The following is a 26021-nucleotide window of genomic DNA, read 5'->3' on the forward strand; positions in this document are numbered from 1 at the left end:
TTTCTGAAGGCACGAAGACATTACCATTGAACGGCGAAAAACAAAGGGCCGCAACAGCATGACTGTTGCGGCCCTTTTCATTTGTCCGGCGACTTATACATCGAGTGCCTGGCGGAAATCCTCGAGCAGATCCACCTCGTCCTCGATGCCGACGGAAACGCGGATCAGCGATTCGGCGATACCCATGCTGGCGCGCCGTTCGGCGCCCATCTCATAGAAGATCGTGTGGGCGACGGGAATGACCAGGGTGCGCGTGTCGCCGAGGTTGCTCGCTGGAATGGCCAGATTCAAACGATTGAGGAAATCGAAGCAGTCGATGCCATCCTTCAATTCAAAGCTGAACAGCGAACCATAGCTGCGGAACAGGTCGCTCGCCAGCGCGTGCTGCGGGTGCGACGCCAGGCCCGGGTAGTGCACGGCGGCCACGCGCGGGTCGGCGGCCAGCATGGTGGCCAGCGCCAGGGCGTTCGAGCAGGTGCGATCCATGCGCAAGGCCATGGTTTCCGCGCCAACGGCGATATGGTGCGCCGCTTCCGGGCCCAGCGAGGCGCCGAAGTCGCGCAAGGCCTTGGCGCGGATTTGCGCGATGCCCCACTGGGCCGGCGCCGCCTTCTTGTAGTTATCGAAGATGTTCGGATACTGCGTCCAGTCGAACACGCCCGTGTCCGTCAAGCTGCCGCCCAACGCATTGCCGTGGCCGCCGATGGATTTCGTCAAGGCATTGACCACCAGGCCCGCGCCCACGGCTTTCGGGCGGAACAGATACGGCGTCGTCATCGTGTTGTCGACGATGTACAGGATGCCCTTTTCGCGGCACAAGTCGCCGATCTTTTTCAGGTCGGCGATCTGCGTGCGCGGATTGGCGATGGTTTCCACGAACACGATGCGCGTGGCCGGCGTGATGGCGGCCGCCACGTTGGCCACCTCGGTGGCGTCGACGAAGGACACGCCGATGCCCTGCCCCGTCACCGTTTGCCACAGGCTGTTGGTATTACCGAACAAAAAGGCCGACGACACGACATGGTCGCCCGCGCGCAAGAGCGCCTGCACCACGGCGCCGATGGCGCCCATGCCGGTAGCGAAGCACAGGGTCGCGACGCCGTCTTCCATCTTGTTGACCTTGTCTTCCAGCGCGGACACGGTCGGATTGCCCTGGCGGCCGTAGCGGAAGCCCGGCTCCTTGCCCTGGAACACGGAAGCGAGCTGGCGCGCATCGGCGTAGCCGAAGGCAACGGAAGTATGCACGGGCTTGTGCAGGGAACCGTGCTCGATGCCCTTGCGGCGGTCGTTATGCAGGATGTTGGTGGTAAAGCCGTAGTTTTTTTTATCGTTCATGATCGCGGAGCAAAAAAAGCCCGGCGCTAGCCGGGCAAGATAATTACGCTTCTGTCGTTGCCAGGTTCAGGTTCAGCTGGGAACGGGGCGTATCTTCCGGCGCTGCCGCCTTCGGATGGTGGCGCGCATATTCCAGGCGGTCCAGGTATTCCTGCGACACGTCGCCCGTCACGTAGACGCCGTCGAAGCACGAAGCCTCGAAGTTGGTCAGGGCCGGGTTGACGTCGGCGATCGCCTGCTTCAGCGCGCCGATATCCTGGTACACGAGGTAGTCGGCCGTGATTTCGCGGCACACTTCTTCCGTCGTCCGGCCGTAGGCGATCAGCTCGTCGCGTGTCGGCATGTCGATGCCGTACACGTTCGGGTAGATCACCGGTGGCGCGGCCGAGGCGAAGATGACCTTCGTCGCGCCCGCTTCACGCGCCATCTGTACGATTTCACGGCTGGTGGTGCCGCGCACGATGGAATCGTCGACCAGCAGCACGACTTTATCCTTGAATTCGGACGGGATGGCGTTGAGCTTCTGGCGCACGGATTTCTTGCGCGCCGCCTGGCCCGGCATGATGAAGGTACGGCCGATGTAGCGGTTCTTGATGAAGCCTTCGCGGTACTCGATATTCAGCGCCATGGCCAGCTGTATGGCGGCCGGACGCGAGGAATCGGGAATTGGCATGACCACGTCGATATGCACGCCTGGCAATTCGGCGCGGATCTTCTCGGCCAGGTATTCGCCCATTTTCAGGCGCGTGGCGTACACGGAGGCGCCGTCGATGACGGAGTCGGGACGGGCCAGGTAGACGAATTCGAACACACACGGGTTCAGGGTGGCATTGTCGGCGCACTGGGCGCTGTGCAATTTCTTATCGGCATCGATGAAGACGGCTTCGCCGGGACCGATGTCGCGCACGAAGCGGAAGCCCATGCCTTCCAGGGCCACGGATTCGGAAGCGATCAGGTATTCGGGACCCTGCTCCGTTTCATTGATGCCCAGGCACAGCGGACGGATGCCGTGCGGGTCGCGGAAAGCCAGCAAGCCCACGCCGGCGATCTGCGCGACGGCGGCATAGCCGCCCTTGACGCGGCGGTTCAGCACGGTCACGGCCTTGAAGATGGCTTCCGGGTCCAGGTTCAGGCCCGTCGTCGCTTCCTGGATTTCATGCGCCAGCACGTTGAGCAGCACTTCCGAATCGGAATCGGTATTGATGTGGCGGCGGTCGTTCTTGAACATTTCCAGCTTCAACTGTTCCCAGTTGGTCAGGTTGCCATTGTGCGCCAGGGTGATGCCGAACGGCGCATTCACATAGAACGGCTGTGCTTCCTCTTCGCTCGACGAACCGGCCGTCGGGTAGCGGCAATGGCCGATGCCCGTCGTGCCTTGCAGCGAACGCATGTTGCGCGTACGGAAGACGTCACGCACGAGGCCATTGGCCTTGTGCATGGAAAACATACTGCTGTGATTGGTCGCAATCCCTGCCGCGTCCTGACCGCGATGTTGCAGGAGCAACAATGCATCATAGAGCAATTGATTGACAGGTTGATGGGAAACGACGCCGACGATGCCACACATGGTGTGCTCCTAAACTGTGCTACTGATTTTAAAAAAATTCAAAATTTCACATGCTGCGCGTAAGCGGCAGGCAGATAAGGCTTGATGGCGCGCGCGCCCTGCTCCGCGAACGGGCTGAGCAGCGCGTTTTTCCAGAATGGCTGCTGCGGTATGGACGTCATGCCACACAAGATGACGGCGGTCAGCACGATCACAAGACCCCGCGCCACGCCGAACAGGCTGCCCAGGGTGCGGTCGGCCAGGCTCAGGCCCGTCACCTTGACGAGCGCGTCGACCGTCATGGACAGCAATCCCATCAAAATGCGCACGCCGATGAACAGCACCACGAAGGCCAGCAATAAACGGATCGCTTCGCCCGGCACGGCTTCAGGCAGGAATTTCGCCAGGGTGGCGCCATAGGCATTGGCGATGACGAACGCCACGATCCAGCTGACCAATGACAGTATTTCCTTGACCAGGCCGCGCATCATGCTGATCAGCACGGACGTCACCAGCACGAACAGCACCAGGTAATCGAAGATCGTCACGCGCGTTCAGCCTTGCAACATCACGCCGGTACCAGGCTGCCGCCCAGGCCCAGCTTTTGCAGCTTGGCGCGCGTCTTTTCCGCGTCTTCGCGGCTGCCGAACGGGCCCACGCGCACGCGGATGCGCTCGCCCGCCGGGCTGGACACTTTCTGCGTGTACGACTTGATGCCCGCTTCGCGCAGCTTGTCCTGCAATTCATCGACCTTGTCCTGTGTCGCCAGCGCCGCCACCTGCACCACGAACTTGCCGCTGCCGGCGTCGTGCGCTTTTTCTTGCGGCTTGTCCTGCACCTTCTCTTGCGGCTTGCCTTCCAGAATCGCCAGCGCGCGCGCGGCATCGTCGGCCGATTGCGCCGGCTTGGCAGGCTTGGCCTCAGGCTTGGCTTCGGGCTTTACCTCATGCTTGGGTTCAGGCTTGGACTCGTGTTTCGGCTCCGGCTTGGCTTCGTGCTTCGGCTCGGGTTTAGACTCCGGTTTCGGCTCCACCTTGACAGGTTTCGGTTCGGGCTTGGGCTCGGGCTTCGGTTCCACATAGGCCGGCTTGACCGGTGCAGGCTGGGCGGCGGCCAGTACGGGGGCCGGTGTGGGCGCGGGCTTGGCCGCAGGCGGCAGCGGCGCGTCGACGATTTCCTCGGACTGGTCCAGGCCATTCGATGCGGCCTGAACCGGAACGGCCGGCACGGGCGCCGGTGCAGGCGCCGCCTTTTCCTTCGACGGAATGTCGATGGCGATGTCGTTGAACGGTGCCTTCGGCTCGGAATCGAGCAGCATCGGCAAGCCGACGGCGACACCCAGCGCCAGGGCGACGGCCCCGACCAGGCGGCGGCGTGCGCGCTTTTTTTCAGGCAAGACCGGATCCGGCGCTTCCTTGCCGCCACGGCGCGATCCGCCGCCACCGGAGGTGTTGGCGGCGCGCTTGCGGGTCGGCGACTGTGCTTCGCCAGGGACATAAAAGCCGCTGTCTTCGCCAGAGGATTCTTGCTTGTTTTTAAACAGTTTCGAGAACAAGCCCATGCGTGATTTTCAGTCGAGTGCGTTTCAGTGAAGTGAGGATTTTCGGGCCTTCATCACGCCGGCGACGGTGAGGAAAGAACCAAAGACCACAATTCTATCATTCTCACCGGCCCGGCTCATTGCATTTGCAAAAGCTTGTGCCGGATCATCGAAAATAGACACAGTATGCTCGCTGCTGTCGGGCTTATCTTCGAGCATGATCTGCACCTTGGCGGCCAGCTCGGAAGCCGTGGCCGCGCGCGGCGAAGGCAGGCCCGTCAGGCACCAATGGTCGACGTGTTCGCCCATCGCGGCCAGCACGCCATCGATATCCTTGTCCTGCATGGAACCGAACACGGCATAGGTGTACGGATGGAAACCCATATTGCCCAGGTTCTGGTTCAGCGCCGACGCCGCGTGCGGGTTGTGCGCCACGTCGAGGATCACGCTGGGGCGGCCAGGCAAGACCTGGAAGCGGCCCGGCAGTTCCACCGTCACGAGGCCCGTGCGCACTTCCTGCGCGCCCACGGGCAGTTTCAGCTTCAGCACTTCCAGCGCGGCCAGCACGGCCGTCGCATTGAGGATCTGGTTGGCGCCGCGCAAGCTTGGATACGCGAGCGAATTGCGGCGCTGCTCGCGCCCGCCGTAGTTCCACTGCTGCTTGTCGCCCGAATAGTTGAAATCGCGGCCCATCAGCCACAGGTCGGCGCCGATGGCCTCGGCATGGTCGATCAACGATTGCGGCGGCACGGGGTCGCTGCAGATGGCCGCCTTGCCCGGACGGAAGATGCCGGCCTTTTCAAAGCCGATCGCTTCACGCGTATCGCCCAGGTAATCCGTGTGGTCGATATCGACGCTGGTGACGATGGCCACGTCCGCGTCGATCACGTTGACGGCGTCCAGACGCCCGCCCAGGCCCACTTCCAGGATGGCCACATCGAGCTTGGCTTGCGACAGCAGATGCAAAATCGCCAGGGTGGTGAATTCGAAATACGTGAGCGGCGTGTCGCCGCGCACGGCCTCGACGGCCTGGAAGCTGGCGACAAGCTGCTCGTCGCTGGCCATCTCGCCCAGCACGCGCGCGCGCTCGTTAAAATCGAGGAAATGCGGCTTGATGTACAAGCCCACTTTGTAGCCGGCGCGCAACAGCACGGATTCCAGCATGGCGCAGGTGGAGCCCTTGCCGTTCGTGCCCGCCACCATGATTACGGGGCAAGTAAAAGCGAGCTGCATGCGCGCCTTGACGGCTTGCACGCGGTCCAGGCCCATGTTGATCTGGGTTTCCGAATGGCGGGTTTCCAGCATGGCGAGCCAGTCCGGCAAGGTGGTGGGGAGCTTGTGCATGGGAGACTTCTTGATGAGGAGACAGTGCGCGAGGCGCGGAGACGGTGTGGCGTGGCAACCGGGCGTGTCCTGCGGACGCCGCCCGGCCTGTTACGTTGGCGTTACGCCAAGACTTCGACAGCCTGGTTTTGCAACAAGGCCAGCAGACGGGCGATTTCTTCGCGCATCTTGCGGCGGTCGACGATCATGTCGACGGCGCCCTTGGTGACGAGGAACTCGGCGCGCTGGAAGCCTTCCGGCAGTTTTTCGCGCACGGTGTTTTCAATCACGCGCGGGCCGGCAAAACCGATCAGCGCTTTCGGCTCGGCGATGACGACGTCGCCCATGAAGGCGAACGAGGCGGACACGCCGCCCATGGTCGGGTCGGTCAGCACGCTGATGAATGGCAATTTCTTTTCCGACAGCTTGGTCAGCATGGCCGTGGTTTTCGCCATCTGCATCAAGGAGAGCAAGCCTTCCTGCATGCGCGCGCCGCCGGTGGCGGTGATGCAAATGAACGGCACCTTCTGTTCCAGCGCGATCTGCGCGCCGCGCACGAAGCGCTCGCCCACGACGGAGCCCATGGAGCCGCCCATGAATTCGAATTCGAAGCACGCCACGACCACTGGCAGGCTCATGATGGCGCCGCCCATGACGACCATCGCATCCGTCTCGCCCGTCGCTTCCATGGCGGATTTCAGGCGGTCCGGGTATTTCTTGCTGTCCTTGAACTTCAGGGTATCGACGGGCAGGATTTCCTGGCCGATTTCATAGCGGCCGCCCGCGTCGAGCAGGCTGTCGAGGCGTTCGCGCGCGCGGATGCGCATGTGGTGGTCGCATTTCGGACACACGTGCAGATTCGATTCCAGGTCCGTGCGGTACAGCACGGCTTCGCACGACGGGCACTTGACCCACAGGCCTTCCGGCATGGTCTTGCGCGCGGCGGCGTCCGAACGCTGGATGCGCGGTGGCAGCAGTTTTTCCAACCAACTCATATTTTCTCCTTGGGCCCTTGTAGGGGTAGCGTCGGTGGACGCCCCCGGCAGACGGTCAACGGCGACGCCCCGCAGGACGCCGCCAAAAATTTTATCTATTGCACAATAACAGGCAAATCAGTGGCCGAAGTGTAGCCGTTTATCGCCGGGCTGTCGAACTTTGCCGTCAACGCATCTTGCGTAAACGGCAAGCTTGCTCAGGCGTCCAGAGCGGCGCGGATGCCGGCCGTAAAGCTGCGCACGGCGTCGACGGCGCCACCTTCCGGGGCATTTTCTATCTCCTGGATGATGCGGCTGCCGATCACGACGGCATCGGCCACCTTGGCAACGGCCTTGGCCGTGGCGCCATCGCGGATGCCGAAGCCCACGCCGATAGGTAATTTTACATGCTGGCGGATGGCCGCGAGGCGTTCCGCCACCTGTTCCGTATCAATGTTACCGGCGCCTGTGACGCCCTTGAGCGACACGTAATAGCTGAAGCCGCCGCCAACCTTGGCCACTTGCGCGATGCGCTCTTCGGTCGAAGTGGGCGCCAGGAGAAAAATCAGGTCGAGGCCGGCTGCGCGCATGGCGGCGCCGAACTCCTCGCACTCTTCCGGCGGATAGTCGACAACGATGGCGCCATCGGCGCCGGCCGCTTGCGCCGCTGCAATGAAGGCGGCGCTGCCGATGCGCTCGATGGGATTGGCGTAGCCCATCAGCACCACGGGCGTCGTCTGGTTGGTCTCGCGGAACTGGCGCACATAGCCGAACACGTCGTGGATGCCGACATTGAATTTCAAGGCCCGTTCGCAGGCGCGCTGGATGACGGGGCCTTCGGCCATGGGGTCGGAAAACGGCACGCCCAGCTCGAGCACGTCGGCGCCGCCCTCGACGAGCGCGTGCATCAGCGGTACGGTGGCGTCCGGGCCGGGGTCGCCGGCGGTAATGAAGGTGACCAGGCCGGTCTTGTTGTTCGATTTGAGATTGGCAAAGGTGGTGGCGATACGGGACATGGTGAGCTTTCTTTATCGGTGGAGGATGTCGGATTACGCGCTTGCGCGCTAATCCGACCTACGCGTTACTGGGGTTGTCAGTTGTTTAACTGAAATTCAATCCCATGCGCTCCGCCACGGTATGCATGTCCTTGTCGCCACGGCCCGACAGGTTGGCCAGCACGATCTGGTCTTTCGGCAGGGTGGCCGCCAGCTTGGCCGCGTAGGCCAGTGCGTGCGACGATTCCAGGGCCGGGATGATGCCTTCGATATGGCAGCAGTCGTGGAAAGCCTGCAGCGCCTCGTCATCGGTGATGGACACGTACTGCGCGCGGCCCGAATCTTTCAGCCACGCGTGTTCCGGGCCGACGCCAGGGTAGTCGAGGCCGGCCGAGACGGAATGCGTCTCGATGATCTGGCCGTTGTCATCCTGCAGCAGATAGGTGCGGTTGCCGTGCAACACGCCCGGGAAACCGGCCGTCAGCGAAGCCGAATGCTTGCCCGTGTCCAGCCCTTCGCCGGCCGCTTCCACGCCGATCAGCTTGACGTCCTTCTGATCGATGTACGGGTAAAAGATGCCCATGGCGTTCGAGCCGCCGCCGATGCAGGCGAGCACGTAGTCGGGCTGGCGGCCCGTCATTTCCGGCATCTGCACCAGGCATTCCTCGCCGATCACGGACTGGAAGTCGCGCACCATCATCGGATACGGATGGGGGCCGGCCACGGTGCCGATGATATAAAAGGTGTTTTCGATGTTGGTGACCCAGTCGCGCATGGCTTCGTTCAGCGCATCCTTGAGAGTCTTGGAACCGGATTCAACCGGCACGACGGTCGCGCCCAGCAATTTCATGCGGTACACGTTCTGCGCCTGGCGCTTGACGTCTTCGCTGCCCATGTAGACCACGCATTCGAGGCCGAAGCGGGCGCAGATGGTGGCCGTGGCCACACCGTGCTGGCCGGCGCCCGTCTCGGCGATGATGCGCGGCTTGCCCATGCGCTTGGCCAGCAGGGCCTGGCCGATCACGTTGTTGATCTTGTGCGCACCCGTGTGGTTCAGGTCTTCGCGCTTGAAATAGATTTGCGCGCCGCCGGCCAGCTCGGACCAGCGCTTGGCGTGGTAGATGGGCGATGGGCGTCCCACGAAGTGTTTCAGCTCGTAGCGGAATTCTTCGAGGAATTCCGGGTCGACGCTGTAGCGGGCGTAAGCGTCCTTCAGCTCGGCCAGCGCATGCGTAAGCGTTTCGGCCACGAAGGAGCCGCCGTAGGGGCCAAAGTGGCCGCGCACGTCGGGAAACGGGTAATCGGTGGCGTGGAACAATGCGGCGGCTGCGCCGGGCGCTATGGTGTGGTCATTCATGGTGATTTCCTCTGGCAATGATGGCATCGGCATCCTGCACCGCGGCGATAAACGCGCGAACACGGGATGCGTCCTTGATGCCCTTGGACGCTTCGACACCACTGCTGATGTCGACGGCGTAAGGGCGCACGCGCACCACTGCGTCAGTCGCGTTTTGTACGCTCAAGCCACCACTTAAAACGACCCGAGGCGCGAGTTCTTCTGGAATGAGGGACCAATCGAATACCTTTCCTGCACCGCCGTAGGCATCCACATAGGTGTCCAGCAAGAGGCTGGAGAACAAGGGACTGGCGGCGCGATAGCGCTGTTCGTATTCTAGCAAATCTTCAAAGGAGGTGTCGGGTTTGACGCGGAACACCTGCGTAAACGGCGTATTCACGGCGCCAGCGAGCGCGGCGCTGTGCTCGGGCGTCTCGTCGCCATGAAATTGCAGCAGGGACAATGGCGCCACAGCCCTGGCGGCCCGCACGTCTTCCAGCGTGGCATTGACAAACAGGCCCACCGTCGTCACGTACGGGGGAATGGCGGCGATCAGGCCCGCGGCCTGCTGCGGCGTGACGTAACGGGGGCTTTTCGGATAAAACACGAAACCGATGGCGTCGGCGCCTGCCGCCACGACCGCCTGGATGTCTTCGACGCGGGTCAGGCCGCAGATCTTGATGCGTGTGCGTGGCATGTTGTTCCTCGAGGTAAAACGTCAGAACCAGGGCAAGGCACTGCTGCTGTCTTGCGGCAAGGCCCATTTCGGGTCGTAATCGATCTGCGCCAGGTACAGGCCATCCGGCATGAAGGTGGGCGCGGCCGCGTGGCGGTTTTTACTTTCCAGCAAGTGTCCGAGCCAGTCCGGCTTTTCGCGTCCCGTGCCGATGTAGACGAGCGAACCGACGAGGTTGCGCACCATGTGGTGCAGGAAGGCATTGGCCGTAATCGTAAAAATCACGCAATCGCCGCGCCGTTCGATGCGGATGTCGTGCATGAGCTTGACGGGCGACTTGGCCTGGCATTGCGCGGCGCGGAAGGCCGTGAAATCGTGCCAGCCCAAGAGCGGCTGCACGGCCTGGCGCATCAGTTCCACGTCCAGCGGACGGAAAAAGAAACCGGCGCGCCCTTCCACCAGCGGCGAACGGGTGGCGTTGTTATACAACACATAATGATAGGTGCGCGCGCGCGCGCTGAAACGGGCGTGGAAGAAGTCATTGACCGTCGGATCGCCTTCGAGTTCCCTGGCCCAGCGCACGGCGATGGATTTCGGCAGGAAGGCGTTGACGCCGCGCACCCACGAGTGCACATCGCGGTTCAGTTCCGTATCGAAATGCACGACTTGCTCGAGCGCATGCACGCCCGTGTCCGTGCGGCCGGCGCAGGTGGTGGCCAGACGCACGCGGGCAAACTGCTCGAGCGCGTTTTCCAGCTGGTCCTGCACCGTTTGCCCATCTTCCTGTTTCTGGTATCCATGCCAGGCCGTGCCGTCATACTGCAGGCCGAGGACGATACGCTTCAATGGCGTTGCTGTCGTAATATTTTGCATCGAAGCATTATACCGGCGCAAAGGCGGCCCCGCCTTCCTGCCACACAAGCGCCTGAGACGGCGTTCAGGGCAAGGCGCGCGGTCGAAGACAGTACGAATAGTACGGCGAGACCGTGCAACGCAGCCATGGACGTCGTATCAGGTGCTTAGCTCAGAAGTGCCTTCATTGTATTCGCCTTGGCAACCTGCTCCTCGCTGCCGCCCTTGATGACCTCATCGATCAGCTCGCGCGCGCCTTCCTTGTCGCCGATTTCCTGGTATGCGATGGCCAGGTCCAGTTTGGTATCCATTTCCATGTGGATGGCCGACAACGGGTCGTCGACGCCCACGCTGGCCGTCTTGCCATCGTGGAGGTCCAGGTCGATGCCGGACAGATCGAATTCCTGTGCCGGCGGTATGGCTTCCGGCAAGGTGGCCGGCGCTTGCGCATCGTCGAACAGGCTGTCGAGGGAAGGCTCGGCCGCCGCGACGGGCGCGGCAGCGGGCGCCACCGGTTCGTCGAGGTCGAAATGGGCCAGGTCGACATCCTTCAATGGATCAGGCAATGGCGTCAAACCGGCGCCCACGCCATTGACGGGGCCGGCAGGCGGCTCCAGGTCCAGACCGAAATCCATGCTGGCGTCATAGTGCACATCGTGCGCATCCTGCGCGGCAGGGACCGGCTTGCTGTCCGGCCCCGGCATGACAATCGGTTCGCTCGTGGAGACAGGTTCGAAATCGAGGCTGTCGAGGTCAAAATCGAGGGGGTCGCGCGCATCGCGGGCCGTCACGGAAGACACCGGCTCGGCCGGTGCCAGGTCGGCCAGCGGCGCGGGCTGCTCGTCGGGCAAGTCCATGCTCTGGCCATGCGCGTCGTCCCCGGCTGCCTTGCTCAGGCTGACCACGGCGTCGTCTTCCGTATCGCCATACAAGGGATTGGTGGGATCGAGCGCCAGTCCCAGCGCGGCCGCCTGCGGCCACTCCTCGCCCTGGCCCCGCGTCAGGCTGTAGAGCTCGCTGGCCTGGTCTTCAAACGCGCGCACGTCGTTGCGGGCCGAATAGATTTCCAGCAGCTTCAGGCGGGCCGCATGGCGTTCCGGGTGGATGCGCAAAGCTTCCTTGAGGATATCTTCCGCCTGACCATCGCGGCCGTAAGCGATATACACGTCCGCTTCGGCGACGGGGTCCGTTTCATTCGCATCGAGCATGCTGGCGCCCGCGGCGGCGGCCACGCCGGCAGCGGCCGCGCCCGTACCGAACAGGTGATTGCTCGCTTCAGACTGCTGGTCTTCCGGCGCCAGGCCGGACGGCGGCGTCACCGGCGCTTCCGGCTCGACCACGGGGGCGATATCGCCCTGGGCTGGCGGCGGCGTCTCCTTGCGGCGCCGCGCGACCACCAGAGCGGCCACGGCCGCCAGCAGCGCGGCGATGCCGATGCCGATGGCGCCCAAGTGATCATTGATCTTGTCGGTAATCGTCGGCTCCAGCGGCGATGGTTTTTTCACCAGCGGCACCGGTTTGGCCTTGGGTACGGGTGGCTGCGCCTCTGCCGGCGCGCTGGCCGGTGCGCTGGCAGCGACCTCGGCCGGCTTGGCGGGTGCCGGGGCGCTCTTGTCGGCCATGGCCTTGCTCTTGACCGCCATCAGCTTTTCCAGGTCGCTGACGTTCTTTTCCAGCTCCTTGACGCGTGCAGCCGCTTCATCGACCTGTTTCGCCTTGGCGATCTTGTCTTCCTCGCTGGCGACGGCGCTCTTGCCGGCCGACTTGGCCGCCGGCTCCGCCTTCGACAGTTTCAGCTTGTCTTGCGACTCGCTCACGGCCGTCGGCTTTTCCTGCACCTTGGTCGCGCCGATCTTGCCGGCCGTGCTTTGCGTCGCTTGCGCGGCCTTGGCCGGCTTGCTTTGCGACACCTGGCCCGCCAGCTTGTTGCGGTAGGCTTCGAAATCGATGGCGTGCGCCGTCACGATGCCCTTCGCTTCAGCCGCACCGGTGGCGCGCACGGCGTCAGCGCCAGGCACAGCCAGGATGCGCCCGGCCTGCATGCGGTTCATGTTCTCGCCCTTGAAGGCGTCGGGATTGGCGCGGTACAGGGCGACGAGCATCATGTCGAGCGACACGCCAGAAGGCTTCAGTTCGCTTGCGATGCGGCTCAGGGTGTCGCCCGTCTTGACCTTGTATTCCCCGGCCGGTTTTTTCGCTGCAGCTGGAGCAGCATCGGCCGCCGCCTTGCCTTTGCCCGGTTCGGCCGGCGCCGTCACTTGCGCGCCGCGCGTCTGGCGCGCTTCCGGCGTGTCGAGCACGAACGCATATTCGCGCACCTGGCGACCGCTCTTGCCGCTCAGTTCCAGCAAAAGATCCACCATCGGTTCGGCCACCGGCTGCGCCGAGCTGATGCGGATGAAGGGCTTGCCATTGCGGTTTTCCACGGCAAACGTCAAGGCGTTCAACGCGGGGTTGAATTCCACGTTGGCCTGGCGGTAGGCATCCGGCGGCGCCAGCTTGGCCAGCAGGGTCGACGCCTCGCCTGGCTTAATGGCCGATAATTCGACCTCGGCGCGCAGCGGCTGGCCGGCGGCGGACAGCACCGTAATCTTGCCCAGCTCGGCTGCGGATGCCGCCGGTGACAATAACACCGCACAGGCGACAGCGCTGCTGAGTGTTTGAATGGCAAGGGAGGCGACCCGGGGACGAGTGTGTACAGGCATAGTTGGCGGCATCTTAGTTGACATGGGAAAACTGTTACTTTTCCAGAGGTATCAACATATCATCATGCCCAGAGCTATGCAAGCTCCGCATGGTTGAGCCTTGACGGGCTCAGGACGAAAAAAAAGCCGGGAAAACCACCCCGGCTTGATATGCATCAGCAATTGATTGCTGATTTATTGCTGTTACGCGTCGAGCAAAATGCGCAGCATGCGGCGCAGCGGCTCGGCCGCGCCCCACAGCAACTGGTCGCCCACGGTGAACGCGGACAGGTATTCGCCGCCCATGCTCATCTTGCGCACGCGGCCGACGGGAATCGTCAGGCTGCCCGTGACGGCTGCCGGCGACAGATCGCGCACGGACGCTTCGCGCGTGTTCGGCACGAATTTCACCCATTGGTTGTTGCTGGCGATGATGTCGTTGATTTCATCGAGCGGCACGTCTTTCTTCAGCTTGATGGTCAGCGCCTGCGAATGGCAGCGCATGGCGCCGATGCGCACGCACAGGCCGTCGACGGGAATTTCCTTGGTGCCGAAATCGATGCCGCGGCCGAGGATCTTGTTCGTTTCCGCGCCCGCCTTCCACTCTTCCTTCGACTGGCCGTTGCCCAGGTCCTTGTCGATCCACGGGATCAGGTTGCCGGCCAGCGGCGCGCCGAATTGCTTGATTTCATCCGGGGAATAGCCGTGCTGGGTGGCCAGCACCTGGCGGTCGATTTCCAGGATGGCAGAAGCGGGGTTGTCCAGCAGCGCCTTGACGGAACCGTTGATGGTGCCAAATTGCGTCAGCAGTTCGCGCATGTGCTGCGCGCCGCCGCCCGATGCCGCCTGGTACGTCATCGACGTCATCCAGTCGATCAGGTCGTGCTGGAACAGGCCGCCCAGGCCCATCATCATGCACGACACGGTGCAATTGCCGCCGATGTAGTTCTTGACGCCCTTGCCCAGCGCATCCTTGATGACGTGCAGGTTGACAGGGTCGAGCACGATGACGGCGTCTTTTTCCATGCGCAAGGTCGAGGCCGCATCGATCCAGTAACCGTTCCAGCCCGCTGCGCGCAGCTGCGGGAAGACGGCGCTCGTGTAGTCGCCGCCCTGGCAGGAAATGATGATGTCGCACTTGGACAGTTCGGCGATGTTGTTGGCATCCTTGAGGATGGTTTCATTCTTCGCCATGGCCGGCGCCGCGCCGCCCGTGTTCGACGTCGTGAAAAACACCGGTTCGATGTGGGCGAAATCGCCCTCTTCCTGCATGCGCTGCATCAGGACCGAACCGACCATACCGCGCCAACCTACCAAGCCAACTAATTTCATTACCATTCCTCAAGATGAGACGGCGACTGCCGTCATTGAAATATTTTATCCTAATGCCTTGACGACCGCATCGCCCATGGCCTCGGTACCGACCAAAGTCGTGCCCGCCTCGTGGATGTCGGCCGTGCGCAGCCCCTGCGCCAGCACCTGCTTGACAGCGCCTTCGATGCGGTTTGCCTGCTCTTCGCGGTTGAGCGAATAGCGCAGCATCATGGCGGCCGACAGGATCGTCGCCAGCGGATTGGCGATGCCCTTGCCCGCGATATCGGGCGCCGAACCGTGCGACGGCTCGTACAAGCCCTTGTTGTTGGTGTCCAGCGAGGCCGACGGCAACATGCCGATCGAGCCCGTCAGCATGGCGGCCGCGTCCGACAGGATGTCGCCGAACATATTGCCGGTCACCATGACGTCGAATTTCTTCGGCGCCCGCACCAGCTGCATGGCCGCGTTGTCGACATACATATGATCGAGCGCCACGTCCGGGTATTCCTTGTGGACGTCGGTGACGATGTCTTTCCAGAACTGGAAAGTTTCCAGCACGTTCGCCTTGTCCACGCTGGTGAGCCGCTTGTCGCGCTTTTGCGCGGCCTGGAAAGCCACATGGGCGATGCGGCGGATTTCGCCTTCCGCGTAGCGCATGGTGTCAAAGCCTTCGCGCTGGCCCTTGAACGGACCGTCCGGGCACTCGCGCACGCCGCGGGGCTGGCCGAAATAAATGTCGCCCGTCAATTCACGGATGATCAGGATATCCAGACCGGACACCACTTCCGGCTTCAGGGTCGAGGCGCCCGCCAGTTCCGGGTACAGAATGGCCGGACGCAGGTTGGCGAACAGGCCCAGGTTCTTGCGCAAGCCCAGGATCGCCTGTTCCGGACGGAACTGGCGCTCCAGCGTATCGTATTTGTAGTCGCCCACGGCGCCGAACAGTACGGCATCGGCCGCCTTCGCCAGGGCCAGCGTGCCTTCCGGCAACGGATGGCCATGGGCCGCATAGCCGGCGCCGCCCACGGGCGCCGTTTCCAGTTCGAACGATTCGCCCAGTACATTCAAGACCTTGACGGCTTGCGCGATGATTTCAGGACCGATGCCGTCGCCGGGTAAGATTGCAATTTTCATGGAATAATCTTTAGATAACGTTCGCCAGCCAAGGCTGATTGTTCAAATGACGCTCTTCGAAGGCGCGGATATCATCCGCATGGCGCAGAGTCAGGCCGATATCGTCGAGCCCGTTCATCAGGCAATATTTGCGGAAGGCGTCGATCTCGAATGGATACGAGACGGAGCCATTGCTGGTACGCACGCATTGCTGTTCCAGGTCCACCACCAGCTTGAAGCCGGGGAAGGCCTTGACTTCATTGAACAGGTGCTCAACCTGGCTTTCCGACAGCACGATGGGCAGCAAGCCGTTCTTGTAGCAGTTATTGAAGAAGATGTCGGCAAACGACGGCGCGATGATGGCCCGGAAGCCGTATTGATCGAGTGCCCACGGCGCGTGTTCGCGCGAGGAGCCGCAGCCGAAGTTCTTGCGCGTGAGCAAAATCGAGGCGCCCTGGTAGCGCGGCTCGTTGAGCACGAACCCGGGGTTCAGCGGACGGCGGCTGTTGTCCTGGCCCGGTTCACCATGGTCGAGGTAGCGCCATTCGTCGAACAGGTTGGGGCCGAAGCCGCTGCGGTGGATCGATTTCAGGAATTGCTTGGGAATAATCGCGTCGGTGTCGACGTTGGCACGGTCCAGCGGGGCGACCAGGCCTTCGTAAATCGTAAATTTATCCATGCTGTTTCTACTCGGTAAGACGGACGGCGCGGGGCGCCGGCACGTCACGGTTTATTTTCCGCCGGCGCCGGTGACGACCTGGCCGACTTTCTGCACATCGCGGCCGATGCCGGAGACGGTGTTGCAGCCGGACAGGATGACGGTGGCGATGAGGAGGGCGAAGAGTTTTTTCATGATGATTTCTCGATAATCAATAAGGGACTGAAGGCGCTAGTGTAAACCAGCGGCGCCAGTCCCTGCCGTCATCGCAAGCCCCGCACGTCGACAAAGTGGCCGGCGATGCCCGCCGCCGCCGCCATCGCTGGCGACACCAGGTGGGTACGTCCGCCCTGCCCTTGCCGGCCCTCGAAGTTGCGGTTCGAGGTCGAGGCGCAGCGTTCGCCCGGTTCCAGGCGGTCCGCATTCATGGCCAGACACATGGAGCAGCCCGGCTCGCGCCATTCGAAGCCGGCATCCTTGAAGATGCGGTCCAGTCCCTCGCGCTCGGCCTGGTCTTTCACCAGCCCGGAACCGGGCACGACCAGCGCCAGGGTGACGTTCGATGCGCGGTACTTGCCGCGCACCACGGCGGCCGCCGCGCGCAAATCCTCGATGCGCGAATTGGTGCAGGAACCGATGAAGACCTTGTCGATGCGGATGTCTTCGATGGCGGTGTTGGGCTTGAGGTTCATGTAGACCAGCGCCTTTTCCATCGCATCGCGCTTGACGCTGTCCTTTTCCAGGTCGGGGTCGGGCACGCGGCCATCGACGCCGGTCACCATCTCGGGTGACGTGCCCCACGTCACTTGCGGCACGATGTCTTGCGCGTTGAGCGTGACGACGAGGTCGAAGCGGGCGCCCGGGTCCGAATGCAGGGTGCGCCAGTAGGCGACGGCGCGTTCCCAGTGCGGACCGGCCGGCGAAAACGGACGGCCCTTGACGTAATTGATGGTGGTGTCGTCCACGCCGATGATGCCGGCGCGCGCGCCCGCTTCGATGGCCATATTGCACACCGTCATGCGGCCTTCCATCGACAGGGCGCGGATGGCCGAGCCGCCGAACTCGATACAGTAGCCCGTGCCGCCGGCCGTGCCGATCTTGCCGATGATGGCCAGCACGATATCTTTCGCCGTCACGCCGGCCGGCAAGGCGCCGTCGACCTGCACCAGCATCGATTTCGATTTCTTTTGCAGCAAGGTTTGCGTGGCCAGCACGTGCTCCACTTCCGAGGTGCCAATGCCGTGCGCCAGCGCGCCGAACGCACCATGGGTCGAGGTGTGCGAATCGCCGCACACGACCGTCATGCCGGGCAGGGTCGCGCCCTGTTCGGGGCCGATCACGTGCACGATGCCCTGGCGCTTGTCGTTCATGTTGAAGTAGGTCAAGCCGTAGTGCCTGGCATTCTTGTCCAGCGTTTCGACCTGCAGGCGCGAAACCGGGTCGGCAATGCCGTCGGCGCGGCTGGTGGTCGGCACGTTATGGTCGGCCACGGCCAGGTTGGCGGATACGCGCCACGGCTGGCGGCCTGCCACGCTGAGGCCATCGAATGCTTGCGGGCTGGTCACTTCGTGCAGCAGGTGACGGTCGATATACAGAATGGTCGTGCCGTCTTCTTCGGCCCGCACCACATGGGATTCCCAGAGTTTGTCGTAAAGCGTCTTCATCATGATTTATGCAGCGTTGCCACAGCCTGTAGTAAGTGATCAAGTGAACCAGGTCATACGGTGATCCACAAGGATTATGCCATATATTGCACGGCACAGAACCAAAACAGGAAAAAGCGTGGGATTGACGATACAAAGTTTGGCAACCCTGTTGGATATGAGCTAGAAATTGCCGATATCAGCATATCGGCGACATGGTGGCCTCATCTGCCGGCAGGCCGCCGAACGAGCCACGGCGCGGCCAGAAATCGATACTTTTTCTTTAATCTTTCGTGTATTGTATTTCGACAACAATTTCAGGAAAGATTGCATTGATGAGACTGTGTTTTTTTGCCGCCACACTCCTGGCTACGTTGACAGTCAGCCATACGCAGGCGGCCACACCGGGCGAGACCTGCCTGCAGGACTTGCGCGTCCTTCCCGCCTTTTTGCTGGAAAACGATACTGGCGCGCGCCAGCATCTGGCACAAAAAGGCCAAGCGTATTTCGATCAGGCATTGGCCAGCGCCAGCACCGCGGCGGCCAGGGCGAACGATGAGGCTGCCTGCAATACGGTACTGTCCGGTTACCTGAGCCAGTGGCGCAAAGGCCACCTGCAGATCATGCCGACCGGCGCGCTGAAACATGAGACAGCAACTGCAGCATCATCCTCAACCGCCGCGCCAGCGGCCACCATCGATGACAGGGCGCCATCGCTGCAGCTGCTGTCGCCGCACACGGCGCTGCTGACCTTACCCAGTTTTTTTCCGGGGTACGCCGGGCTCCTCACTGATTTACTGGAAAGCAAGCGCGACGAACTGGCCAGCCGTCGAAACTGGATTATCGATGTGCGGCGCAACAACGGCGGCAGCGACAGCACGTATGCGCCCTTGCTGCCATGGCTAGCGTCAGGCGAGAGCGTCAATATCGGCGGTGAATGGCTGTCCACGCCGGCCAATATCGCCAGCCAGCAAAACATCTGCGCACTGTACGCTCCCGGCGACGCCACCTGCACGACATACATGGCACAGGCCGTCACCCGCATGCGCAGCGTGCAGCCCGGCCAGTTCGTGGCGCAAGGCAGCAACGGGCCTGTCAGCTATGCGAGTGTGTCTGGCCAGGCAGTACAGCCGTCCAGGGTGGCGGTGCTGGTCGACCGCGATTGCGGCAGTTCCTGCGAACAGTTTCTGCTGGAAGCGCGACAAAGCTTTCACGTCAAGCTGATCGGACGCAACAGCGGCGGCGCGCTCGATTATTCGAATCTGCGCATGCACCCCCTGCCCTCGGGACTGCGCCAGCTGGCCTACGCCACCTCGCGCTCGGCCCGCTTGCCAGATCTGCAGGTCGATCTCGACGGCATCATGCCCGACATCTATCTGCCGCCACCGAAGGACGAGGCGGAGCGCGCCGCGGAGATCGTGCGCGTGCAGCGCTGGCTGGAAGGCGGCACGCTGCGCCCCGACGGCGCCCAGGCGAAAAAAAACCCGCGGCAGTAACGCTGCCGCGGGCTTGATATGGTGGCGCGGAAAAACTATGCGGCCAGGCGCACGCTGCCGCGGCAGCCATCCATCAGGAAGGACAGGCCCACCACCAGCACCAGCTCGCCTTCGGCCGAGCGCGCGGTACCGGTAATGCCTTCCACGGTGATGGCCGTCATCGGCTTGATCACGAGATCCGCCGTGCCATCGACGGCTTCCACCGCCAGGATGTACGGCTGCGGCGCGGCGACGACGATGCCGACGCGTTCGCTGCACGATTCATAGCCCAGGGCGCCGGCCAGCGACCGCACGGGCAATGGACGGCCCTGGTCTTTCAGCACGGGCGCGCCGCCCACTTCCATGAAGGTTTCCGGCAATTCGACAACGCGCTGCACCACCGCCATCGGCAGCGCCAGCGCGGCGCCCGAGGTCGACACGAGCATGGTCGGCACGATCGACAGTTCGATCGGCAGGCGGATGGCGAACTTCGTGCCCTTGCCCAGCGTCGACTCGATGTGGATGGCGCCGCGGTTTTTCTCCACGGCCGTTTTCACCACGTCCATGCCCACGCCGCGTCCGGAGACGCTGGACGCCACTTCCTTGGTCGAGAAGCCCGGCAGGAACACCAGCTGGAAGCATTCGTCGTTGCTCAATTGCGCGTTTTCGCTGATCAGGCCCTTTTGCTGGGCCTTGCTGCGCAAGAAGACCGGATCCATGCCCTTGCCGTCATCCTGCAGCACGATCATGACGCTGTTCGCTTCCTGCCATGCTTTGAGCGAAATATACGATTTGGCGGGCTTGCCGGCGGCCAGGCGCGCTTCCGGCGATTCGACGCCATGGTCGAGCGAGTTGCGCAGCATGTGCACGAGCGGATCGTACAGGCTGTCCACGACGACGCGGTCGACTTCCGTCTCCGCGCCTTCGATGGTCAGCTCGACATCCTTGCCCAGGTCTTTCGCCAGCTCGCGCACCAGGCGCGGGAATTTCTGGAACAGGCGGCCGACAGGCTGCATGCGCGTGGCCAGGGTGGCCCGCTGCAGTTCCGTCGAGTAGCGCGAGGCGCGCTCCAGGGTTTCCGCCAGGGTCGCCATCAAGGTGGCGGCCTGGCCTTCGAATTTGAATTGCAACAAGCGCTCGAGCAGCACGGCAGCCTGGTTGGCGGCCTGCACGGATTCGCCCGCCACTTCCAGCAGCGCGTCGAGCTTGACGGCGTCGACGCGGATGCTGTCTTCCTTGACGGGCGCGGCATGGCGCACTTCCGGACGCTCTTCGCGTCGTTCGGCGCCATCCCAGGCCTTGGCGGCTGGCTTGGCGGCAGCAGCGGCAGCAGCAGGCGCGGCGGCCACGGCGGCAGGCGCAGCGGCGACGGACGCCGGTGCGGCAGCGATCCGGCTAGCGGCCGGCACGACGGCGTTGTACATGCCTTCCCAGTCCAGGCCATCGGCGCTGGCGGTGGCAACGGCGGCGACAGGCGCCACGGCAACGACTTCGGCAACCTCGGCAACGGGCGCAGCCGCTTCCGCCACCACGGCGGCGGGCGCAGGCGCATCCATGCCCTTGCCTTCGATGGCGTTCGTCAGGATGTGTTCCAGCTCTTCCGGCATGGCCGGCAAGCTTTCCGGCGCGGCCCCGTTGGCCAGTTCCGTCAGTTGATCGGCCACGAAACCGGACGCTTGCAGCGCCGCCTCGATGGCGATGGGGGTGACCGGCGCGGCGCCCGTGCGCAAGGCGTCGAACAGGTTTTCCGTCAGATGGCAGGCCGCCACCAGCGCGGGCAAGCCCATGAAGCCGGCGCCGCCCTTGATCGTGTGGAAGGAACGAAACACAGCATTCAGTGTTTCCTTGTTGTCAGGATCGCGCTCGAGGCGCAACAAGTGCTCTTCAACATTAACCGCAAGATCCATCGCCTCAACGACGAAATCCTTGAGCATATCGTCCATTAGAATCCCAAATCCGCAAGAAGGTCGTCTACATTATCCTGGTCCAGCGCCACCGACGGCACGGACGGGCCCTGCATCAGCGGCACCGGCTTTTGCGCCAGTTTCTCGCGCACCTCGGCCGGCGCGTTGTCGCGCAGCAGCTGGGCCAGTTCGTTTTCCACGGTCTTGGTGATGTTGACCACTTTTTTGATCAGCTGGCCCGTGATGTCCTGGAAGTCCTGCGCCATCATGATTTCCAGCAAGCGCGCTTTTTCCGCTTCCGTCGCTTCGGCAACGGCTTGCGCGAACTGGCGCGAGTCGCCGGCCAGGGCCTTGAATTCTTCCAGGCTCAGCTTGCCGTCGAACAGCGCCGTCCAGCGGCCATCCATGTCCTTGGCCTTCTTCGACAGCACATCTTGCGCCGGCATGCCTTCGTCGAGCGTGTTCAAGACCTTGTTGGCGGCCTGTTCGGTCAGGGTGGCGACGTATTCCAGGCGGTCCTGGGCGTCGACGATCTGCGACGACGCTTCCGTCAGCGCCTTGTCGTAACCGAGTTCGCGCAGCGAATCGTGCAGCAGGCGCACGATGCCGCCCAGACGCTCGAACATCGGCTTGTCGGACTGGTCGACGGGATCGGCCGCGTCGCCAGACGCCTCGGCGCTGGCCACAGGCGGCGCTTCCGGCTCGGCGGCTGCCGGCACGGCGGCGCTGGCCGACACCGAGTCGAACAGCGCGTCGAAGTCATCATCCGCAATCACGGCCGGAGCGGGCGCGGCGGCAGGCGCGGGCTGAGCCGTGGCCGCACTTTGCGCAGATACTTCATCAAATAATGCGTCGAAATCATCAGCGGCGTTGGTCATATCCCTGCTTCTCCATAATTTGTCAAAATTCCGCCTGAACTGTGCGTTTTACAGACTGATACCCACAATTTCTCGATTAAGATGATTTGAGGCAATACCGCTGCGATGTTGCGAGTGTAGCAGGGCGCCGCCCTGTTGGTAAATCTCAAAACGCGCTTCCTGGTGCAAAGCTGGCCCACAAGAGCTTTTCCACAAGGAAATATGTGTTCCTGCTGTTGTATTTTGAAATACTACCATTGGCGTGCGTGCAAGACCACGCACAGCAGAAGAAATCCTGCTTCCGGGCGTCTGCGCAACAGCGCCACATGGACATCGTTGCAGCTAAACACGATCTTTCTGCCAATGTTGTCTATACTGAAGATGCAGTTGTATTGATAATTATCAAGTCTTTGCATGAATACAATGCTGCCGCCGCGTCTACAATAAGAGGCGTTGCGCGCGCTCAGTCACCGCCAAAGGACCTGCCATGTATAAGAAAATTCTGATCGCCACGGACGGTTCCACCGTCTCCAACCTGACGGCCTGCGCCGGTGTTGCCTTTGCCGAACAGATGCACGCCGACATCCTTGCCTTGTACGTGGCGCCCGAATACCAGTACCCGGTGTACATCGAAATCATTCCCCCAAGCTATCCCAGCGAGGAGGAGTACCGCATCGCCATGCGCAAGGCCGGCGCCGACCACTGGCAGCCGGTCCTCGACGCGGCCGCCAAGCGTGGCCTGGAAGCGACGGGCCTGACGGCCTTTTCCGACAGCCCGGCGCTGAAGATCGTGGAAGTGGCGCAATTGCAGCATTGCGACCTGATTTTCATGGGTTCGCATGGCCGCAGCGGCTGGGGGCAATTGCTGTTGGGCAGCGTGACCAACAAAGTGCTGTCGCACTCGAAATTGCCCGTGCTCGTGCATAGGCTGATCAAGGAACCCCCGTCGGAATAAGTGGTCACATGACCACCGGGCCGTCGTTGCCGGCATATGAAGAAAAAGGCACAATGCAGCCGCTTCCGTTAAAATGACAACGTTTCTCGTTTCTTAACATTTGAATGTCCGGTGACGGACAGAGCAGATTTCACGCATCCAGATTGCCCGCCTATGATACGTATTGTGATTGCCGACGACCACACCATCATGCGAGAAGGCTTGAAGCGCATCCTTGACGGCGCACCGGACATCGATATCGTGGGCGAAGCCATCGACGGCTTTGAAGTACTCAATCAGGTGCGCCAGGGCGGCTTCGACCTGCTGCAGCTCGACCTGTCAATGCCGGGCCGCAGCGGCGTCGACCTGATCCGGCAAATCCGCAGCGAGGCGCCAAAGCTGGCCATCCTGATCCTCACCATGCACGAGGAAGAACAATATGCGGTGCGCGCCATCCGCGCCGGCGCGCAAGGCTATCTGACCAAGGAAAGCGCTGGCACCCAGCTCGTGGGCGCCATTCACAAGGTGGCGTCGGGACGCCCCTACATCAGCGCCGAGGTGGCCGAGCAGCTCGTGCTCAACATCATGATGCCGAATGAAAGCTTGCTGCACAAACAGCTATCGGACCGCGAGTTCGAAGTCTTTTCCCTGCTGGTGGCGGGCAAGTCGATCACGGAAATCGCCAACAACCTGCACCTGAGCGTGAAAACGGTGAGCACCCACAAGACGCGCATCATGCAAAAAATGGGCATGAGTTCGCTGTCGGAAATGGTGCAGTACGCCGTGGCGCACCGCCTGCTCTCCCCCTTCAAGACGTAAGCCCGGCGGCGCGCGCCCGCGCGTCGACCGTAGGAACAATCCTACTTCACCTACCGCAGCTCCTACTGCCATATTCAGCCACTGCTGATATTAATTGCATATGGTTGTTGGCATACTGAAACCAGTAATCAAGTTGCTGGGAAGTTATTTCATCACACAGCAAGTCGTCAGCGAATTGAGCTTTACCTGTCTGGACGCGCGCCGCCCCTTCCCTGCCCGCCGTCCTGCGCACCCTGTCATTCAACTCTGAACTACCTGTCACCAGGAGATGAACATGCTGTCCACGCAAACGCCCGAAACCCGCGCCGCCGCTCCATCGCTGGCTCCCTCTTCCCCGATGGAAGCAGGGCGCCAGCGCCAGGGGCGGCTATGGTCGAACCTGAAGGAGGTGTGCGATCTGCTGCATATCTCCAGCGCCTGCACCATCGCCGCCGACGAACTGCTGTTCCAGCACGTGCAATTCAAGACGGGCCAGCGCGTGCATACCATCGGCCAGCCGTTCGACACCCTGTACATCGTCAATTCGGGCTTCCTGAAAACCGTGCTCATCGACGAATTCGGCAATGAACAGGTACTGAGCTTTCCCATGAAGGGCGACATGCTGGGCGTCGACGGCATCCACTCGCGCCACTACTCCTCGGAAGCGGTGGCCCTGTCCGACTGCGACCTGATCCTGTTGCCATTCAAGAAGCTGACGGCGCTGGGACGTGTTCACCTGGAACTGGAAAACGTCATGTACGGCGTGATGAGCCGCGAACTCGTGCGCGAACAGGCGATGATCGGCATGCTGGGCGCCTTGAGCGCCGAAGCCCGCGTGGCGCGCTTCCTCGTCTCGCTGGCCGACCGCTTCGCGCAGATGGGCTATTCGAGCAAGCTGTTCAACCTGCGCATGACGCGCCACGAAATCGGCAGCTACCTGGGCCTGACCCTGGAAACGGTGAGCCGCACCCTCTCCGCCTTCAATGAAATCGGCCTGATCACGGTGGACCAGCGCACCATCGGCATCAAGGACCCGGACGCCCTGAAAACCCTGCGCCGCCTGCCGCCCTCGCGCTCGCGCGCCAAGCAGCTGGCTGCCGCCAAGCTCAAGGCCGACACCACCGCGGCCGCCACCGCCTCGGCGCAATTGCTGGCCACGATTTAACGCCATCCCGATTTCTTCCAGCTTGGCACAGGCTTGACCCGACCAAGGCGCGCACCGCCTTGCCGGGTCTTTTTTGCTGCCGCTCGCCTTCCACGCCGCGCCAGTGGCCGCCTTCGCGCAGCGCCATTCTCCACGTTGCCATCCCATCGCAAAAAAGCGCGGATTGCGTACAAATAAGCCTTGCTTTTCGGGCCACATTCAACAATAATGCAAATACGAATCATTCTCAACTGAGATAAAGAAAGCCCAACATGCAAAGCTCAAAACCAGCCTTGATCCAGGATGCCGCTACCGCCCACGTCCGTCCTCCCGTCAGCATGGCCCAGCCGGCGCGCCGCATCACCAGCGAAGCGCTGCTGCAGCAGGGCCGCGAAGTGGAGATTGAGCACAGCGGCAAGATCTATCGCCTGCGCGTCACCCAATTGAACAAGCTGATCCTGACTGCCTGAAGCAGCACGGCAGCCAGTCACCACACTCGCCAGCCAGTCGCGCCCCGTGCGCGCAGCCAGCCAAACCACCGCACAGGAGTGTTTGATGGCGAACGAACGACCTTCCCCGATGTTTCCTTCTCCGCAAGGCCAACAGCCTGAATTGCTGCTGTCGGCCGTGCTGCACCTGATGTCGCACTACCATGCGGGCAGTCCCTGCGAGAAACTGGCCGCAGTCATCGAACGCCATCTGCAAGCGCTGGCCGGCTCGCCCGGCCTCGGCCCCGTGCTGCAAGCAACTTGCCAGCAACTGTCGCAGCAATGGGCCGCCCTGGTGGCGCTGCACCGCCCCGCGCCGCCGAAGACCACCTTGCTCGAGCGCCTGGCGCGCATGCTGAGCGCCAGGCGTCCTGCCTCGCCGCTGCCGCAATAATCTCTCTTCCACTACTGCCCCACCGCCCAACAGGATAT

At 62.5% G+C, this 26021-nt stretch carries 24 protein-coding genes; 6 read left to right on the forward strand and 18 right to left on the reverse strand.

From position 1 onward, the window contains the following. Positions 1-93 precede the first annotated feature (93 nt). The 16 genes from ACQ4W4_RS03335 to leuC all read right to left on the reverse strand — a co-directional run bounded on the left by ACQ4W4_RS03335 (position 94) and on the right by leuC (position 18013). On the reverse strand, positions 94-1335 hold the full coding sequence (locus ACQ4W4_RS03335) for a cystathionine gamma-synthase family protein (protein WP_436540765.1): 1242 nt from the start codon (positions 1333-1335) through the stop codon (positions 94-96). 43 nt (positions 1336-1378) lie between these two features. Further along, positions 1379-2902, reverse strand: coding sequence for an amidophosphoribosyltransferase (purF, locus tag ACQ4W4_RS03340; protein ID WP_436540766.1), 1524 nt, complete (start codon positions 2900-2902; stop codon positions 1379-1381). A gap of 38 nt (positions 2903-2940) precedes the next feature. Next, entirely contained in the window at positions 2941-3429 is a 489-nt protein-coding gene (locus ACQ4W4_RS03345; protein ID WP_152250139.1) for a CvpA family protein, read from the reverse strand. A gap of 20 nt (positions 3430-3449) precedes the next feature. Beyond that, positions 3450-4442 (reverse strand): SPOR domain-containing protein, encoded by a 993-nt coding sequence (locus ACQ4W4_RS03350; protein ID WP_436540767.1) that lies wholly within the window; start codon positions 4440-4442, stop codon positions 3450-3452. Positions 4443-4466: 24 nt separating this feature from the next. Then, complete coding sequence (gene folC, locus ACQ4W4_RS03355) at positions 4467-5765, reverse strand: bifunctional tetrahydrofolate synthase/dihydrofolate synthase (protein ID WP_436540768.1); 1299 nt, start codon at positions 5763-5765, stop codon at positions 4467-4469. A gap of 101 nt (positions 5766-5866) precedes the next feature. Further along, positions 5867-6739, reverse strand: coding sequence for an acetyl-CoA carboxylase, carboxyltransferase subunit beta (gene accD, locus ACQ4W4_RS03360; RefSeq protein ID WP_010400390.1), 873 nt, complete (start codon positions 6737-6739; stop codon positions 5867-5869). Positions 6740-6936: 197 nt separating this feature from the next. Continuing rightward, a complete protein-coding gene (gene trpA, locus ACQ4W4_RS03365) occupies positions 6937-7734 on the reverse strand; it encodes a tryptophan synthase subunit alpha (RefSeq protein WP_436540769.1) in 798 nt (265 codons plus the stop codon). Positions 7735-7819: 85 nt separating this feature from the next. Further along, the gene (trpB, locus tag ACQ4W4_RS03370) at positions 7820-9070 is read right to left on the reverse strand and encodes a tryptophan synthase subunit beta (protein WP_436540770.1); all 1251 of its coding nucleotides are present in this window, start codon (positions 9068-9070) and stop codon (positions 7820-7822) included. Beyond that, positions 9063-9746 (reverse strand): phosphoribosylanthranilate isomerase, encoded by a 684-nt coding sequence (locus ACQ4W4_RS03375; RefSeq protein WP_436540771.1) that lies wholly within the window; start codon positions 9744-9746, stop codon positions 9063-9065. The genes trpB and ACQ4W4_RS03375 overlap by 8 nt, the downstream gene beginning before the upstream one ends. 21 nt (positions 9747-9767) lie before the next feature. Beyond that, positions 9768-10571 carry a tRNA pseudouridine(38-40) synthase TruA gene (gene truA, locus ACQ4W4_RS03380; protein WP_436540772.1) on the reverse strand — a complete coding sequence of 268 codons (804 nt, stop codon included), beginning with the start codon at positions 10569-10571 and terminating at the stop codon, positions 9768-9770. A 173-nt stretch (positions 10572-10744) separates the two neighbouring features. Beyond that, positions 10745-13210 carry a motility hub landmark protein FimV gene (locus ACQ4W4_RS03385; protein ID WP_436540773.1) on the reverse strand — a complete coding sequence of 822 codons (2466 nt, stop codon included), beginning with the start codon at positions 13208-13210 and terminating at the stop codon, positions 10745-10747. Between the two features lie 255 nt (positions 13211-13465). Continuing rightward, positions 13466-14593 (reverse strand): aspartate-semialdehyde dehydrogenase, encoded by a 1128-nt coding sequence (gene asd / locus ACQ4W4_RS03390; protein ID WP_071653756.1) that lies wholly within the window; start codon positions 14591-14593, stop codon positions 13466-13468. Positions 14594-14638: 45 nt separating this feature from the next. Next, positions 14639-15709: a 3-isopropylmalate dehydrogenase gene (gene leuB / locus ACQ4W4_RS03395; RefSeq protein WP_436540774.1), complete on the reverse strand. Its 1071-nt coding sequence runs from the start codon at positions 15707-15709 to the stop codon at positions 14639-14641. 10 nt (positions 15710-15719) lie between these two features. Next, positions 15720-16367, reverse strand: a complete 648-nt coding sequence (leuD, locus tag ACQ4W4_RS03400) for a 3-isopropylmalate dehydratase small subunit (protein WP_436540775.1) — start codon at positions 16365-16367, stop codon at positions 15720-15722. A 51-nt stretch (positions 16368-16418) separates the two neighbouring features. Then, a complete protein-coding gene (locus ACQ4W4_RS03405; RefSeq protein WP_010400408.1) occupies positions 16419-16541 on the reverse strand; it encodes an entericidin A/B family lipoprotein in 123 nt (40 codons plus the stop codon). Positions 16542-16609: 68 nt separating this feature from the next. Further along, on the reverse strand, positions 16610-18013 hold the full coding sequence (gene leuC / locus ACQ4W4_RS03410; protein ID WP_436540776.1) for a 3-isopropylmalate dehydratase large subunit: 1404 nt from the start codon (positions 18011-18013) through the stop codon (positions 16610-16612). A 350-nt stretch (positions 18014-18363) separates the two neighbouring features. On the opposite strand from leuC, the gene ACQ4W4_RS03415 reads away from it, so the two are divergent. After that, the gene (locus tag ACQ4W4_RS03415) at positions 18364-19485 is read left to right on the forward strand and encodes a S41 family peptidase (RefSeq protein WP_436540777.1); all 1122 of its coding nucleotides are present in this window, start codon (positions 18364-18366) and stop codon (positions 19483-19485) included. A gap of 35 nt (positions 19486-19520) precedes the next feature. Here the strand turns inward: ACQ4W4_RS03415 and ACQ4W4_RS03420 are convergent, their stop codons facing one another. Together ACQ4W4_RS03420 and ACQ4W4_RS03425 are read right to left on the reverse strand one after the other, a co-directional pair. Continuing rightward, complete coding sequence (locus ACQ4W4_RS03420; protein ID WP_436540778.1) at positions 19521-21407, reverse strand: chemotaxis protein CheA; 1887 nt, start codon at positions 21405-21407, stop codon at positions 19521-19523. Further along, a complete protein-coding gene (locus ACQ4W4_RS03425; RefSeq protein ID WP_436540779.1) occupies positions 21407-22246 on the reverse strand; it encodes a protein phosphatase CheZ in 840 nt (279 codons plus the stop codon). Before ACQ4W4_RS03425 ends, ACQ4W4_RS03420 begins: the two co-directional genes overlap by 1 nt. A 466-nt stretch (positions 22247-22712) precedes the next feature. On the opposite strand from ACQ4W4_RS03425, the gene ACQ4W4_RS03430 reads away from it, so the two are divergent. The 5 genes from ACQ4W4_RS03430 (at position 22713) to ACQ4W4_RS03450 (ending at position 25983) form a co-directional block, all read left to right on the forward strand. Beyond that, a complete protein-coding gene (locus ACQ4W4_RS03430; RefSeq protein WP_436540780.1) occupies positions 22713-23180 on the forward strand; it encodes a universal stress protein in 468 nt (155 codons plus the stop codon). A 153-nt stretch (positions 23181-23333) separates the two neighbouring features. Next, positions 23334-23978 carry a response regulator transcription factor gene (locus ACQ4W4_RS03435; protein ID WP_436540781.1) on the forward strand — a complete coding sequence of 215 codons (645 nt, stop codon included), beginning with the start codon at positions 23334-23336 and terminating at the stop codon, positions 23976-23978. A gap of 337 nt (positions 23979-24315) precedes the next feature. Beyond that, a complete protein-coding gene (locus ACQ4W4_RS03440; RefSeq protein ID WP_034783488.1) occupies positions 24316-25122 on the forward strand; it encodes a Crp/Fnr family transcriptional regulator in 807 nt (268 codons plus the stop codon). 251 nt (positions 25123-25373) lie between these two features. Further along, positions 25374-25571, forward strand: a complete 198-nt coding sequence (gene hemP / locus ACQ4W4_RS03445) for a hemin uptake protein HemP (protein WP_034750559.1) — start codon at positions 25374-25376, stop codon at positions 25569-25571. Positions 25572-25656: 85 nt separating this feature from the next. Next, on the forward strand, positions 25657-25983 hold the full coding sequence (locus tag ACQ4W4_RS03450) for a hypothetical protein (protein WP_436540782.1): 327 nt from the start codon (positions 25657-25659) through the stop codon (positions 25981-25983). Positions 25984-26021 lie beyond the last annotated feature (38 nt).

Source organism: Janthinobacterium glycogeni (assembly GCF_051380725.1).
Lineage (GTDB): Bacteria > Pseudomonadota > Gammaproteobacteria > Burkholderiales > Burkholderiaceae_D > Janthinobacterium.